This window comes from Streptomyces sp. NPDC044002 (assembly GCF_056434525.1).
This window is the reverse complement of sequence record NZ_JBWKEZ010000020.1, coordinates 69,700-84,589: the sequence shown is the minus strand read 5'-3', so window position 1 is coordinate 84,589 and position 14,890 is coordinate 69,700. Positions and strand designations below refer to the sequence as shown.

Sequence of the window (14,890 nt, the reverse complement as noted above, 5' to 3'; positions counted from 1 at the left end):
TATTCGCCTTCCTGATGGTGTAGGGAGCAAGGGCCCCTCCCCTCTCCCCAGCCAGCCCCGTCGCCCTGGACCCCCGTCGGGCCGCTCGTGCCCCCCCCCCCCGCGGCGGCGGCCTGGGCGGCGAGCTTGGCGTCGCCGGAGGCCTTCTCCGCCAGGGCCTTCGCGGTCGCCGCGGCCTTGGTGGCCTCCTCGGCCTTCGCGGTGGCGGCGGCCGCCAGCTGCTCGGCGTGGGACTTGGCCGACTGTCCGACGAGTGCGGCGAAGGCGGCCGCCGAGTCCGTCTCGCGGTAGGCGGTGCCCATCGCGATCGCGGTGTTGGCCGGCGCGATGGCCTGGGCCGCCGAGTCACGTGCGGCGGAGGCCGCCTGGGAGGTGGCGTAGGCGTGACCGGCGGTCACGGCCGACCATGCCGCCGTCTTGATCGACTCGGTGCGGGCGGCACCGGCCTCCTTGCTCGCCTGAAGCGAGGCGGTCTGGGCCTTCTTCGCCTCCGCCTCGGCCTTGGTCGCGTTGACCGAGGCGGCGTTGGCCGCCGCGATGGCGTCGGCCGCTGCGGCGTGCGAGGTGAGGGCGGCGGAGAAGCTGGTCTCGTACGCGGACCAGGCCTTGTCGGCGGAGCTGTCGGCGCGTGCGGCGGCCGCGTCCGCGCGCGTCGCGGCGGCGCGGGCGTTGACGGCGGCGGCGCTCGCCTCGTCGGCCTCCTTGCGCGCGGCGGTCGCGGCGGTGTCGGCCTGGTTCGCGGCCGTACGCGCCTCGGTGGCGGCCTTGCGGGTCGCCTCGGCGGCCTCGTCACTCACGTGAGCGGCGGCTGCGGCCTCCAGGGAGGCTGCCCGTGAGGCCGTGGCGGCCTTGTTGCGCTCGGCTTCCACGGCCCTGTCGCGGGCCGCGGTGGCCTTCGACTCGGCGGCCTCGGCCTTCCCCAGCTCACCCCAGGCGGTGCCCCTGGCGCCTTCGGCGGCCGTACGCGCCCGGCCCGCGGTCTCGCGTTCCGTCGCCGCGCGCTTCTCGGCGGCCTGGGCCTTCGCGCGTTCGTTGGCGGCGTTCTGCCGTTCCTTGACGGCGGTGGCCTTCTCCTTCTCGGCCTTCGCGCGCTCGGCCTTCGCCGTGTCCGCAGCCTTGCGGGCGGTCTCCTGCGCCGCCTCGGCCGTGGCCTGCGCGGTCTTCGCCTTGGTGGCGTTCTCCGCGGCCTCCTTGGCCTGGGCGGCCGCCGACGCGGCGGCGGCCTTCGCCTGGGCGGCGGCTTCCTGCGCGGCGACCCGGCGGAACTCGGTGTTCAGCGCGTGCGACTGGGTCTGCGCCAGCGCGTAGAGGGTGTTGCTGTCGGCGACGGTGGCCTTGGCGGCGTTCGACGCCGTCTCCGCGGCCTTGGCCGCGGCCTGGGCGGCGGCGGCCGAGGCCTTCGCGACCTGGACGGACTGCTGCGCGAAGAGCAGGCCCCGGCCGCGCGGCGTCTTGGCGGCGTCGGCGATGGCCCACGCCGCGTCCTGCGCCGTGTCGGCCTTCTCGGACGCCGTCTTGGCGGACGCGGCGGAGGCCGCCGCCTTCTTCGCCTGCTCGGCGGCCTTGGTGCGGGCCGCGGCCAGGTCCTTGGTGGCCTGGGTGAACACGGACGCGGCGGGGCGGCCCGAATCACTGGCGGGCCGGCCGGCCCAGTACTTCTGCCAGGTCAGGATCTGGTCGGCGAGCCACGCCTGGCCCAGCGCCTCGATCATGGCCTCGGTGGACTCGCGCACCTCCGCCGCCGCGGCGACCTCGGCGTTCACGATCTCGCCGCGCTGCTTGCCCTGGGAGGCGTACTCCTTCTCCCACTCCAGGTGCGCGGTGACGACGATCGGGGACATGACCCGGTAGAAGTCGAGCGGGTTGCGGCTGTCGCACGCGCCCCAGGCGACCTTCAGCGCCTCGACTTCCGTACGGAACTCGACCGAGTCCTCGGCCGGCGTCTTGGCCATGTAGCCGCCGAGCCGCAGGTAGCGGGCGATGTCGCTCGCCGTCGGCATGCGGTAGTTGGCGCTCGCGGCGTCCTTGAGCATGCCGTTGGTGACGAAGTCGTGGTTCTCGTCCTTGCCCTTGAGCTCGGCGGCGAGAGCCTTGGCCTTGTCGAGGGCCGCCTTCGAGGGCACGGCGTGGGCGTCGGAGCCCAGCTGGTTGTACAGGTCCCGCTGGGGGCCCAGGGTGAAGGCGACGACGTCCTTGTCGAACTTGGGGGCGTACTGGTCGACGCCCGCGCCCGTGCCGGACTTCCAGTACGGGTAGTTGGCCTTCTCCCAGCGCTCCCGCCGCTCGGCCGAGGCAACCGGGGAGCCCTCGTACGAGTCGCGGTCCTTGATCCGGGCCTGGTCCAGCGGGTACATGCCCGTGGCCAGGTCGGTCGCGGTGGCCAGGTCGGCGGCGGGACCGGTGAGGGCCTTGGCCGCCGTCTTCTTCATCTCGGGGCCGCCGATGTGCAGGGCGAAGCCGGCCGCACAGCGGTCGAGGCGGGCCTGCTCGCCGAGGCTGATCGGCCGGTACGGCGGGTCGGTGTCCGGGGGGACCTCGACGGCGCCGGCCGGGGCGGCCTGGACCAGGCCGACGAGGACCGCGGAGGCGGTGAGCAGGGCGGTGCCTGCCAGTCCGCGCCGCAGGGCGTCGCGGGAAGCGCGACTCCTGCCCCGCAGGAGGGTGGTTCTTTGCACGTGCTTGTTGCCTGTCTTCAGGGTTTCTGGTCAGCCCGAAGGAAGGCGCGCGCGTACGTAAGGCCGTGCCGCCGCGGCATGCGGCGGTGGCACGGTGGAGCAGAAGTGGTCGATCCCCCCATGTGCACGGGTCAGGTGCACAACCCCGTTGCCTTCCCCCAAGGCGGTTCGAAGCGTTTCACGATCGGGTTACCGCCGGTAGTGCGTTTTCGGCCACACCAGTCGGGTTTCGGCCGAAACTACCAGCCAGTAGCCACGGGCAACGGAAAACACCGAGGGCGGCACCCCGGGTCTCCGGGGTGCCGCCCTCGGTCTCTGTGCGGCAGAGTCAGGCGTCGAGCGGTCAGGCGGGGGTGCCGCCGCCCAGGTGGTGGACGCGGACCATGTTGGTCGTGCCCGGGACGCCGGGGGGCGAGCCGGCCGTGATGATCATGGTGTCGCCCGGGTTGAAGCGCTGGAGCTTCAGGACCTCGGCGTCCACCAGGTCGACCATCGCGTCGGTGCTGTCGGCGTGCGGGACGACGGCCGACTCGACGCCCCAGCTCAGGGTGAGCTGGTTGCGGGTGTTCACGTCCGTCGTGAACGCCAGGATCGGCTGCGTGGCGCGGTAGCGCGACAGGCGGCGGGCGGTGTCGCCGGACTGGGTGAAGGCGACCAGGGCCTTGCCGTCGAGGAAGTCCGCGATCTCGCAGGCCGCGCGGGCGACGGAGCCGCCCTGGGTGCGCGGCTTCTTGCCCTGGACCAGCGGCTGGAGGCCCTTGGCGAGGAGCTCCTCCTCGGCCGCCGCGACGATCTTCGACATCGTCTTGACGGTCTCGATCGGGTAGGCGCCCACCGAGGACTCGGCGGACAGCATGACCGCGTCGGCGCCGTCGAGGATGGCGTTGGCGACGTCGGACGCCTCCGCGCGGGTCGGGCGGGAGTTGGTGATCATCGACTCCATCATCTGGGTCGCGACGATCACCGGCTTGGCGTTGCGGCGGCACATCTCGATGAGCCGCTTCTGGACCATCGGGACCTTTTCGAGCGGGTACTCGACGGCGAGGTCGCCGCGGGCCACCATGACCGCGTCGAAGGCCGCCACGACGGCCTCCATGTTCTCGACGGCCTGGGGCTTCTCCACCTTGGCGATGACGGGGACCCGGCGGCCCTCCTCGTCCATGACGCGGTGGACGTCCTTGACGTCGTTGGCGTCGCGGACGAAGGAGAGGGCGACCATGTCGCAGCCCATGCGGAGGGCGAAGCGCAGGTCGTCGATGTCCTTCTCCGACAGGGCGGGGACGTTCACGGCCGCGCCGGGCAGGTTGATGCCCTTGTGGTCGGAGATGACACCGCCCTCGATGACGATGGTCTTGACCCGCGGGCCGTCGACCTCGGTCACCCGGAGCTCGACGTTGCCGTCGTTGATCAGGACCTGGTCACCCTTGGCGACGTCGCCCGGGAGGCCCTTGTAGGTGGTGCCGCAGATGGACTTGTCGCCCGGGACGTCCTCGGTGGTGATGGTGAACTCGTCACCGCGCACCAGCTCGACGGGACCCTCGGCGAAGGTTTCGAGGCGGATCTTGGGGCCCTGGAGGTCGGCGAGGACGCCGACCGCGCGCCCGGTGTCCTCGGAGACCTTCCGGACGCGGTCGTACCGCTCCTGGTGTTCTGCCTGGGACCCGTGGCTGAAGTTGAATCGGGCCACGTTCATACCTGCCTCGATGAGTGCTTTCAGCTGCTCATACGAGTCGACGGCGGGGCCCAGCGTGCAGACGATTTTGGAACGGCGCATGACCGGATCCTATCCGTTTGTTTCGTAGCGGAATATTCCGTCTGGCGGAAAGTCCAAGTGACTACTGGGTAACCAACGCGTACGCCTGGGAGGCGATCTCCAGCTCCTCGTCCGTGGGGATCACCGCGACCGCCACCCGCGCGTAGTCCGGGGAGATCAGCCGGGGCTCCGGGGAGCGCGCGGCGTTCGCCTCCAGGTCCAGCGCGAGGCCCAGCTCCTCCAGGCCGGCGATCGCGGCCTCCCGCACGACGGAGGCGTTCTCGCCGACGCCCGCCGTGAACACCACCGCGTCCACCCGTCCCAGGACCGCCGTGTACGCGCCGATGTACTTCTTCAGCCGGTGGACGTACGCCGCCAGCGCGAGGCGGGCCGCCTCGTCGCCCTCGCCCGCGCGCCGCGTCACCTCGCGCATGTCGTTGTCGCCGCACAGACCCAGCAGACCGCTCTTCTTGTTGAGCAGCGAGTCGATCTCGTCGACGGAGAGCCCGCCCACCCGGGCCAGGTGGAAGATCACGGCCGGGTCCAGGTCGCCCGAGCGGGTCCCCATGACCAGGCCCTCCAGCGGGGTCAGGCCCATGGACGTCTCCACGCAGACCCCGCCCCGCACGGCAGAGGCGGATGCGCCGTTGCCCAGGTGCAGGACGATGACGTTCACGTCCTCCACCGGCTTGCCGAGCAGCGCCGCCGCCGTGCGCGAGACGTAGGCGTGGGAGGTGCCGTGGAAGCCGTACCGCCGGATGGAGTACTTGTCGGCGGTCGCCGCGTCGATGGCGTACCGGGCCACGTGCTCCGGCATCGTCGAGTGGAAGGCGGTGTCGAAGACGGCCACCTGCGGCAGGTCCCCGCGCAGCTCGCGCGCCACCTCGATGCCGGTCACGTTCGCCGGATTGTGCAGCGGGGCCAGCGGGATCAGGCTGCGGATCTCCGCGAGCACCTCGTCGTCGATGACCGTCGGCTGCGTGAAGCGGGTCCCGCCGTGCACCACCCGGTGGCCCACGGCCGCCAGTTCGGGGGAGTCCAGGCCCAGCCCGTCGGCCGCCAGCTCCTCCGCGACCGCCCGCAGGGCGGCGCCGTGGTCGGCGATCGGGCCGAGCCGCTCGCGCTTGCCGGCCCCGGCGCCCGCCCCGGTCAGCGGCTCGTGCACCAGGCGGGAGGTCTCCTCGCCGATGCGCTCCACCAGGCCGGCGGCGAGCCGGGAGCGGTCGGCCATGTCGAGCAGCTGGTACTTCACGGACGAGGAACCGGAGTTGAGGACGAGTACGCGCGTTGCGGTCACGGTGGCGGGTCTTTCCTTCGGGTGGGGTGGGGGGATCACTGGGCCTGGGGCCGGGACTGCGACTGCGCCTGGATCGCGGTGATCGCCACGGTGGTGACGATGTCCTGGACCAGCGCGCCGCGCGAGAGGTCGTTGACCGGCTTGCGCAGGCCCTGGAGCACCGGGCCGACGGCGACGGCGCCGGCCGAACGCTGCACCGCCTTGTACGTGTTGTTGCCCGTGTTCAAGTCCGGGAAGATCAGCACGCTCGCCCGGCCGGCCACCTCGGAGCCGGGCAGCTTGGTCGCGGCGACCGAGGGCTCCACGGCGGCGTCGTACTGGATCGGGCCCTCGATCAGCAGGTCGGGGCGCTGCTCGCGGACGGCCTCGGTGGCCTTGCGGACCTTCTCCACGTCCGCGCCGGAGCCGGAGGTGCCCGTGGAGTACGAGAGCATCGCGATCCGGGGGTCGACGCCGAAGGCGGCGGCGGTGGCCGCCGACTGCACGGCGATGTCGGCCAGCTGGGCGGCGTCGGGGTCGGGGTTGACGGCGCAGTCGCCGTAGACGAGGACCTGGTCGGCCAGGCACATGAAGAAGACGGAGGAGACGATCGAGGCCTCGGGCTTGGTCTTGATGATCTCGAAGGCGGGGCGGATGGTGGCGGCGGTGGAGTGCACCGAGCCGGAGACCATGCCGTCGGCCAGGCCCTCCTGGACCATCAGGGTGCCGAAGTAGTTGACGTCGGTGACCACGTCGTGGGCCAGCTCGACGGTCATGCCCTTGTGCGCGCGGGCCTTGGCGTAGTACTCGGCGAATCGTTCCCGCAGGGGGGAGGTCGCCGGGTCGATCAGCTGCGCGGCCGAGATGTCGACGCCCAGGTCGCCGGCCTTCTTCAGGATGGCCTGCTCCTCGCCCAGCAGGGTCAGGTCGCACACCCCCCGGCGCAGCACCACGTCCGCGGCGCGCAGCACCCGCTCCTCGGTGCCCTCGGGCAGCACCACGCGGCGCCGCTCGGAGCGGGCCCGCTCCAGCAGCTCGTGCTCGAACATCATCGGGGTGACGCGCTCCGAGCGGGCCACGGACAGCAGTCCGCGCAGTTCGGCGGTGTCCACGTGCCGCTCGAAGAGGCCGAGCGCGGTCTCCAGCTTGCGCGGGGTCGCGGAGTTCAACCGGCTCTGCAGCGAGAAGAGTTCGGCGGCGGTCGGGAAGCTGTTGCCGGCCACCGAGACCACCGGGGTGCCGGGGGCGAGCTTCGAGGCCAGGGTGAGGATGTCCGCGGACGGGCGCTCGTTCAGGGTCAGCAGCACGCCCGCGATCGGCGGGGTTCCCGAGGCGTGCGCGGCGAGCGCCCCCACCACCAGGTCGGCCCGGTCCCCGGGGGTGACGACGAGGCAGCCGGGGGTCAGGGCGTTCAGGAAGTTGGGCAGCATGGCGCCGCCGAAGACGAAGTCCACGGCGTCGCGGGCGAGCCCGGCGTCGTCGCCGAGGAGCACCTCGCCGCCGAGCGCCCGGGTGATCTGGGCGACGGTGGGGGCGGACAGGTTCTTGTCGTCGGGCAGGACGTAGCAGGGCACGGGGAGGCGGGCCGCGAGCCGCTCGGCTATCGCGTCGCGGTCCTCGGGAGCCACCCGGTTGACGACCATCGCCACGACGTGGCAGCCCAGGCTCTCGTAGGCCCGGTGGGCGCTCTGCGCCTCGGCGCGCACGGCCTCGGCCGGCTGCTTGGTGCCGCCGACGACGGGGACGACGACCGCGCCCAGCTCGTTGGCGAGGCGGGCGTTCAGTCCCAGCTCGTCGGGCAGGTTGGTCTCGGCGTAGTCGGTGCCGAGGACCAGCATGACCTCGTAGTCGCGGGCCACCCGGTGGTAGCGGTCGACGAGCCGGGAGACCAGCTCGTCGGTGCCCTTCTCGGCGAGGATGGCGGAGGCCTCGTGGTACTCCATGCCGTACGCCGTCGCGGCGTCCTGGTCGAGCCGGTAGCGGGCCCGCAGCAGGTCGAAGAGCCGGTCCGGCCCGTCGTGCAGCAGGGGGCGGTACACGCCGACCCGGCCCGTCTGGCGGGTCAGGAGCTCCATGATCCCCAGCTCGACGACCTGCCGGCCGTCTCCCCGCTCGATACCGGTCACGTACACGCTGCGCGTCACGCGTGCTCTCCGTCCCATGCAGTGGATGTCTGATTGGTGTGCCTCGACCTCTTGACAATACCTCCGCCAGTGGATAGGGCGCCCCCGGGAAAAAGTCCGGGCCGGGGGGACGAAAGGCCTGGTGGGTGGAGCAGTGCCGAGCGCGCACCCCTCCCGGAACATGGAACAATCGGACAGGCGTCATCAAATACGCCCTTACGTCCTTCATATGTACGGCAGGAGACACAGCACGATGCGTATCGGAGTTCTCACCGCAGGCGGCGACTGCCCGGGCCTGAACGCTGTCATCCGGTCGGTCGTACACCGTGCCCTGGTCGGACACGGGGACGAGGTCATCGGCTTCGAGGACGGTTTCAAGGGCCTCCTCGACGGCCACTACCGCCCCCTCGACATCAACGCCGTCAGCGGCATCCTCGCCCGCGGCGGCACGATCCTCGGCTCGGCGCGCATGGAGCGCGCGCGGCTGCACGAAGCCGCCGAGAACGCCCACGAGCTGGCGCGGCGTTACGGCATCGACGCGCTGATCCCGATCGGCGGCGAGGGCACCCTGACGGCCGCCCGGATGCTGGCCGACGCGGGGATGCCGGTGGTCGGCGTACCGAAGACCATCGACAACGACATCTCCTCCACCGACCGGACCTTCGGCTTCGACACCGCCGTCACGGTCGCCACGGAGGCCATCGACCGCCTCAAGACCACCGCCGAGTCCCACCAGCGCGTGATGGTGGTCGAGGTCATGGGCCGTCACGCGGGCTGGATCGCCCTGGAGTCCGGCATGGCCGGCGGCGCCCACGGCATCTGCCTGCCCGAACGCCCCTTCGAGGTGGACGCCCTGGTGAAGATGGTGGAGGAACGGTTCGCCCGCGGGAAGAAGTTCGCCGTGATCTGCGTCGCCGAGGGCGCGCACCCGGCCGCCGGCTCCATGCCGTACGAGAAGGGCGCCATCGACCAGTACGGCCACGAGCGCTTCGCCGGCATCGGCAACCGGCTGGCCATCGAGCTGGAGCACCGCCTCGGCAAGGAGGCCCGCCCGGTCATCCTGGGCCACGTCCAGCGCGGCGGCGTCCCCACCGCCTACGACCGCGTCCTCGCGACCCGCTTCGGCTGGCACGCCGTCGAGGCCGTGCACCGCGGGGAATTCGGGAAGATGACCGCCCTGCGCGGCACCGACATCGTCATGGCCCCGCTGGCCGAGGCCGTCACCGAGCTCAAGACCGTCCCCGAGCACCGGATGTACGAGGCCGAGTCCGTCTTCTGACCGGGCGAACGGCCCCGCCCGCCGGGACCTTCGCCCCGGATTCCCCGCCGAACGGCCCCGGCGCGCCTCCCCGGGAAGCGCCCGGGGCCGTCGCGCGTCGGCCGTCGTGCGTCGGGCGTCGAGTCCGGCGCGGCGCGTCGTGTCAGGCGCCGCCGGCCAGGGCCCAGAACCGGTCCGTGATCTCCGCGAGGAACTCCCGCCCCGCGTCGCCGGTGCCGGCCGCGCCCTCGGCGCCGCCCCAGCCGAGGGTGGCCACCATCCGCGACTGGTAGTCGTTGTAGAGGTGCTCCAGGACCCGCTCCAGGTGGGCCTTGGGCACCGGCAGCAGCTTGCCCAGCGGTTTCACGTAGGCCTGCCAGCGGGTGGTCGCCGCGCTGCGCAGCAGGTCGGCGAGCTCCTCGTGCTTGCCGGTGGCCGCCACGAACTGCGCCAGGCTCAGGCCGAGCACCGAGGCGAGGGCGGCGGACTGGCGTTCGTTGCCCTTCCAGCGCCCGCTCTCCTCCATCTTCCGGTACGCGTTCCCCTCGACCCCGATCCGGCGGGCCAGGTCCTCGGGGTCCAGTCCCCGGGCGATCCGGTGCTCCCGCAGGGTGACGGGCTCGGCCAGCAGCTCCCCGGGGGAACACCAGAGCACGCCGGCCAGGGCCGTGAGCTCGGCGGACGTGGGCGACTGCTCGCCCTGCTCCCAGGCCATCACGGTCTCTGGTGCGACGAGCAGTCCGTACTGGGCCCGCAGGCCGTAGGCGACATGACCGGGAGCCATGCCCAGGGCCGCGCGGATGCGGCGCGCGGCGGGGGCATTGAAAGGTGGGCTGGAGTGCACAGGGCACACCGTAGAAGTGGCCAACCTGCGACGACTACAGACTATTCAAACAAGCCCATAACTCGTAGGAAAGTCCTATGGAGTTCACGGCTTTGGGCGGTTTTCCCGGCGACTGTCCGGTAATCGGGCCATAGGAAGATCCATTTGTGGGAGTGGGGCCAGCGTACGGATTAAGCCACTCCATTTCAGGTGACCCGAGAGGCCCGGGAAGTGATCCCGGTCACACGACGTGAACCGGTCCGGCCCGCCGTCCGTGATCCATGTCGGGGGCCCTCGCATACGGGGGTGGCGAGGGCTCCCTCGCCTTCCCCTGAAACACGCCCTTCCCTTGACGTCGGCGTCAAGGAATACGGTCGGGCCATGCGCATCGGCGAACTGGCGAGGCGGGCCGGGACCAGTACCCGGACGCTCAGGTACTACGAGTCACGCGGGCTGCTCACGGCCCGGCGGACCGGCAACGGCTACCGGGACTACGACGAGGACGACCTGCGCCTGCTGCGCCAGATCCGGACCCTCCAGGACTTCGGCTTCGAACTGGAGGAGACCCGGCCGTTCGTCGAGTGCCTGCGCGCCGGCCACCCGGCCGGGGACGCTTGCCCGGCCTCGCTCGCGGTCTACCGCCGCAAGCTCGCCGAGCTGGACGGCCTGATCGGCCAGCTGGCCGACGTCCGCGACCAGGTCGCCCGCCAGCTGTCGGCCGCCGAGGAGGCCGCCGGGGACGCCGTGCCGCGCTGCGAGATGACCGGCTGAAGACGACCGGCTGAAGACGACCGGCTGAAGACGACCGGCTGAAGACGACCGGCTGAAGAGAACCGGCTGACGAAAGGGGAACGGAAATGATCCACGCCAAGGGTGTGGCCGAAGTGACCGACGCCGACTTCGAGGCGCGGGTGCTGGCCGAACGGGGCCGGCCCGTCCTGGTCGAGTTCACCGCGGACTGGTGCGGCCCCTGCCGCCAGCTCGCCCCGGTGCTCTCCGCCGTGGCCGCCGAGCGGGCGGAGAGCCTCGCGGTCGTCCAGATCGACGCGGACCGCAACCCCGCGACCGTCACGCGGTACGGGGTGCTGTCCATGCCGACCATGCTCCTCTTCCGCGACGGGGAGCCCGTCCGGCAGATCACCGGCGCCCGGCCCAAGCGCCGGCTGCTTCAGGAGCTCGACGAGGCGCTCGCCCCGCTCACGGCCTGAGCCAGACCGTCGCCATCGGCGGGAGCGTCATCCGCAGGCTCGCCGCACGCCCCTGGGCCGGAACCGGCTCCGGGCGCAGCGGCCGCCCGTGGTGGACGCCGCTCCCGCCGTACTCCTCCCGGTCGGTGTTGAGGACCTCCCGCCACACCGGCACTTCCTCCGGCACCCCGATCCGGTAGCCGTGCCGGACCACGGGGGAGAAGTTCGACACGCACAGCAGCTGCGAGCCGTCCTGCGCGTACCGCAGGAACGCGAACACGTTGTCCTCGGCGGCGTCCGCCTCCACCCACGCGAACCCCTCCGGCACCGCGTCCCGCTCCCACAGCGCCGGGGCCGCCGTGTACGCGCGGTTCAGGTCGCGCACCAGGTCGCGCACCCCCCGGTGGTCGCCGGCCGCCGGATAGGAGGAGTCCAGTAGCCACCAGTCCGGCCCGTACGTCTCCGACCACTCCGAGCCCTGCGCGAACTCCTGCCCCATGAAGAGCAGCTGCTTGCCCGGGTGGGCCCACATGAAGCCCAGGTACGCGCGGTGCGTGGCCCGCTGCTGCCACCAGTCGCCCGGCATCTTCGACACCAGTGAGCGCTTGCCGTGCACGACCTCGTCGTGCGAGATCGGCAGCACGTAGTTCTCGCTGAACGCGTACACCATCCCGAAGGTCATGTCGTGGTGGTGGTACTTGCGGTGCACCGGCTCCTTCGACACGTACCGCAGGGTGTCGTGCATCCAGCCCATGTTCCACTTCAGGCCGAAGCCCAGCCCGCCCGAGTCCGTCGGCCGCGTGACCCCGTCCCAGGCCGTCGACTCCTCCGCGATCGTCACCACCCCCGGACAACGCCGGTAGACCACGGCGTTCATTTCCTTCAGCAGTGCCACGGCGTCCAGGTCCTCCCGGCCGCCGTGCTCGTTCGGCGACCAGTCGCCCTCGCCGCGCGAGTAGTCCAGGTACAGCATCGAGGCCACCGCGTCCACGCGCAGCCCGTCCACGTGGAACTCCTGGCACCAGTAGACCGCGTTGGCCACGAGGAAGTTGCGGACCTCCTTGCGCCCGTAGTCGAACTCCAGCGTCCCCCAGTCCGGGTGCGCGGCCCGGCGCGGGTCCTGGTGCTCGTACAGCGGCCGCCCGTCGAACTCGGCGAGCGCCCAGTCGTCACGCGGGAAGTGCGCCGGCACCCAGTCGACGATCACCCCGATCCCGGCCCGGTGCAGCGAGTCCACCAGCAGCCGGAAGTCGTCCGGGGTGCCCATCCGCGAGGTCGGCGCGTAGAAGCCGGTGACCTGGTAGCCCCAGGAGCCGCCGAAGGGGTGCTCGGCGACCGGCATGAACTCCACATGGGTGAAGCCGAGTTCCTTCACGTACGCCGGCAGCTGGTCGGCCAGCTGCCGGTACGTGAGCCCCGGCCGCCAGGACGCCAGGTGCAGCTCGTACACCGACAGCGGCGCCTGGTGCGGGGCACGGGCGCCGCGCGTGGCCATCCACTCGGCGTCCTGCCACACGAACCGCGAGGCCGTGACCACCGACGCGTTCGCCGGCGGGACCTCCGCGTACTGCGCCATCGGGTCGGCGCGCAGGGTGTGGCCGCCGTCCGGGCGGGTGATGTCGTACTTGTACAGGGCGCCCTCGCCGACCCCGGGCAGGAACAGCTCCCACACCCCGCTCGCCCCGAGCGAGCGCATCGGGTAGGCCACCGAGTCCCAGTACGAGAAGTCCCCGGTGACCCGCACCCCCCGGGCGTTCGGCGCCCACACCGTGAAGCGGGTGCCGGCGACGCCCTGGTGCTCCATGGGCCGGGCGCCCAGCGCCGTCCACAGCTCCTCGTGCCGGCCCTCGCCGATCAGGTGCAGGTCCAGCTCCCCGAGGGCGGGCAGGAACCGGTACGGGTCGTGGACCTCGACCTCGTCGCTCTCGTACGTCACCAGCAGCCGGTAGTCCGGTACCCCGGTCAGCGGCAGCAGGCCGGAGAACAGCCCGTCCCCGTCGTCGAAGAGCTCGGCCCGCAGCCCCTTCGCCACGATGGTCACGGCCTTCGCGTACGGGCGCAGCACCCGGAAGGCCACCCCGCCCCGCTGTGCGCGGGCGCCCAGCACCGCGTGCGGGTCGTGGTGGCGGCCCTCCAGCAGCCGGGCCCGTTCCTCCGCGTCCAGGGCGGGCGCCGGCCGGACCCCGTGCGGCGGGGCGGCGCGGCGGGCGCGTGGCGCGCGGGCCCGCTTCGCGGGTTCGGGTACGGGTACGGCTGCGGCTTCCTCGCGGACGGTCGGTGACGGCTGTCGTGCGGCGCTCACGGGAGCGGCCTCCTCGGGGGCTTCGGGTGGGGGGTGGGGGCGGTGCCGGGAGCCGGCGGGGGCATGCGGTGTGCGGGCCGCTGGGGTTCCGACAGCCGGCGGATCGCGGCCATCGGCACGTGCAGCCAGTCGGGGCGGTGCCGGGACTCGTACCGGGCCTCGTACACCGCCTTGTCGGTCTCGTAGGCGCGCAGCAGTACCGGGTCCTCGCGCGGGTCGCGGCCGGTGGTGCGGGCGTAGCCCTCGCAGAACGCGGTCCGGCAGGCGTCGGCCCAGGCGGGGGCGAAGGGCCGGTGCGAGCGGGCGGCGTAGTCGAAGGAGCGCAGTATCCCGGCGATGTCGCGGACCGCCGGCTCGGGGCGGCGGCGGTCGGCGAGCGGCCGGGCGGGCTCCCCCTCGAAGTCGATCAGCGCCCAGCTGCCGTCGGCGGTGCGCAGGGTCTGGCCCAGGTGCAGGTCCCCGTGGATGCGCTGGGCGGGGACCCCGGTGCCCCGGGAGGCGGCCAGCGCGTCGAAGGCGCCGCGCAGCCCGGCCTCGTACGGCCGCAGCGCGGGCACCTCGCGGCAGGTGGCGGCGAGCCGGGCGGTCATCCCGGCGGCGAGCCGGGCGGTCTGCTCGGGGCCGAGGGCCAGGGTGGGCAGCGCGGTCGCGAGGGCGCTGTGTACCTCGGCGGTGGCCCGGCCCAGCGCGTGCGCCTCGGCGGTGAAGTCGGCCCCGGCCCCGAGTCTGCGCAGGGCCAGCTGCCAGCCGTCGTCGGAGCCGCGCAGGTAGGGCTGGAGCACGCCCAGGGTCAACGGTTCTCCACCGGCCAGCTCGGCCTCGTACCAGGCGACCGGAGCGGGCACGCGGGCGCAGCCGGCGGCGGCCAGCGCCCTGGGCAGCTCCAGGTCCGGGTTGACCCCGGGGCCGACCCGGCGGAACACCTTGAGGATGTACGAATCCCCGTAGATCAGGGAGGAGTTGGTCTGTTCCCCGGACAGCGGCCGGGGTAGCAGCCCGGCCTGGACCGGGGTGTCCGGGTCCCGGTCGAAGCGGAGCGGGCCCAGGGTGCCGGGGGAGCGCAGCCGTTCCAGCAGCAGGGAGGCGAGCCGGGGGTCGCCCAGCGCCTCGTACACGGCCCGGCCCGCGTAGGGGCCGCTCTCGGCGTGCCCGATCAGGGCGGGCGCGAGGGCGGGCGGCAGCGGGGACGGGCGGATGCCGAGCAGGAGTTGGTAGCAGTCCCCGTCCACGTCGAGCAGCAGGTGCAGCAGGCCGGGGGCGGAGCCCGGCGGCAGCAGTTCGGCCGCCGAGACGGTCTCGATCCTGCCGATCCGGCGTCCCTTGCCGGCGAACCAGCGCTGTGCGGGCAGCCAGTCCCTCAGCATCGGTTCCAGCTCGGCGGTCCCGCCGGCCCGGGCGGGCGTGAGCCGGCTCCGGGCGGATGCAGCCTCCGACATGGCGTCGCGTCCTTTCCCCGGGCCGTCACAGAATGCGCAGAGTGTCCCGGATGCGCG

General features: G+C 72.6%; 10 protein-coding genes. 3 read left to right on the top strand and 7 right to left on the bottom strand.

Features of this window, described 5'->3' with window-relative positions:
- The 4 genes from AC07A6_RS17465 to pta form a co-directional block, all read right to left on the bottom strand.
- The coding region (locus tag AC07A6_RS17465; protein ID WP_478777644.1) for a hypothetical protein at positions 1-2,675 on the bottom strand (2,675 nt) is incomplete at its 3' end.
- Positions 2,676-3,018: 343 nt separating this feature from the next.
- Positions 3,019-4,449: a pyruvate kinase gene (gene pyk / locus AC07A6_RS17460; protein WP_362459570.1), complete on the bottom strand. Its 1,431-nt coding sequence runs from the start codon at positions 4,447-4,449 to the stop codon at positions 3,019-3,021.
- A gap of 61 nt (positions 4,450-4,510) precedes the next feature.
- Positions 4,511-5,725: an acetate kinase gene (locus AC07A6_RS17455; protein WP_362459567.1), complete on the bottom strand. Its 1,215-nt coding sequence runs from the start codon at positions 5,723-5,725 to the stop codon at positions 4,511-4,513.
- 35 nt (positions 5,726-5,760) lie between these two features.
- Positions 5,761-7,848 carry a phosphate acetyltransferase gene (gene pta / locus AC07A6_RS17450; protein ID WP_478777643.1) on the bottom strand — a complete coding sequence of 696 codons (2,088 nt, stop codon included), beginning with the start codon at positions 7,846-7,848 and terminating at the stop codon, positions 5,761-5,763.
- Between the two features lie 232 nt (positions 7,849-8,080).
- Here pta and AC07A6_RS17445 point away from each other — a divergent pair, with 232 nt between their 5' ends.
- The gene (locus AC07A6_RS17445) at positions 8,081-9,106 is read left to right on the top strand and encodes an ATP-dependent 6-phosphofructokinase (protein ID WP_362459561.1); all 1,026 of its coding nucleotides are present in this window, start codon (positions 8,081-8,083) and stop codon (positions 9,104-9,106) included.
- 142 nt (positions 9,107-9,248) lie between these two features.
- On the opposite strand, the gene AC07A6_RS17440 is transcribed toward AC07A6_RS17445, so the two are convergent.
- The gene (locus AC07A6_RS17440) at positions 9,249-9,938 is read right to left on the bottom strand and encodes a helix-turn-helix domain-containing protein (RefSeq protein WP_362459558.1); all 690 of its coding nucleotides are present in this window, start codon (positions 9,936-9,938) and stop codon (positions 9,249-9,251) included.
- Positions 9,939-10,289: 351 nt separating this feature from the next.
- Here AC07A6_RS17440 and AC07A6_RS17435 point away from each other — a divergent pair, with 351 nt between their 5' ends.
- A complete protein-coding gene (locus AC07A6_RS17435; RefSeq protein WP_478777642.1) occupies positions 10,290-10,679 on the top strand; it encodes a MerR family transcriptional regulator in 390 nt (129 codons plus the stop codon).
- Positions 10,680-10,765: 86 nt separating this feature from the next.
- Positions 10,766-11,116 (top strand): thioredoxin family protein, encoded by a 351-nt coding sequence (locus tag AC07A6_RS17430; protein WP_362459552.1) that lies wholly within the window; start codon positions 10,766-10,768, stop codon positions 11,114-11,116.
- Here the strand turns inward: AC07A6_RS17430 and glgB are convergent.
- Positions 11,106-13,397, bottom strand: a complete 2,292-nt coding sequence (gene glgB, locus AC07A6_RS17425; RefSeq protein WP_478777641.1) for a 1,4-alpha-glucan branching enzyme — start codon at positions 13,395-13,397, stop codon at positions 11,106-11,108. The two genes, AC07A6_RS17430 and glgB, sit on opposite strands and share 11 nt — an antisense overlap.
- Positions 13,394-14,833 (bottom strand): maltokinase N-terminal cap-like domain-containing protein, encoded by a 1,440-nt coding sequence (locus tag AC07A6_RS17420; protein WP_362459546.1) that lies wholly within the window; start codon positions 14,831-14,833, stop codon positions 13,394-13,396. Before AC07A6_RS17420 ends, glgB begins: the two co-directional genes overlap by 4 nt.
- Positions 14,834-14,890: the final 57 nt, after the last annotated feature.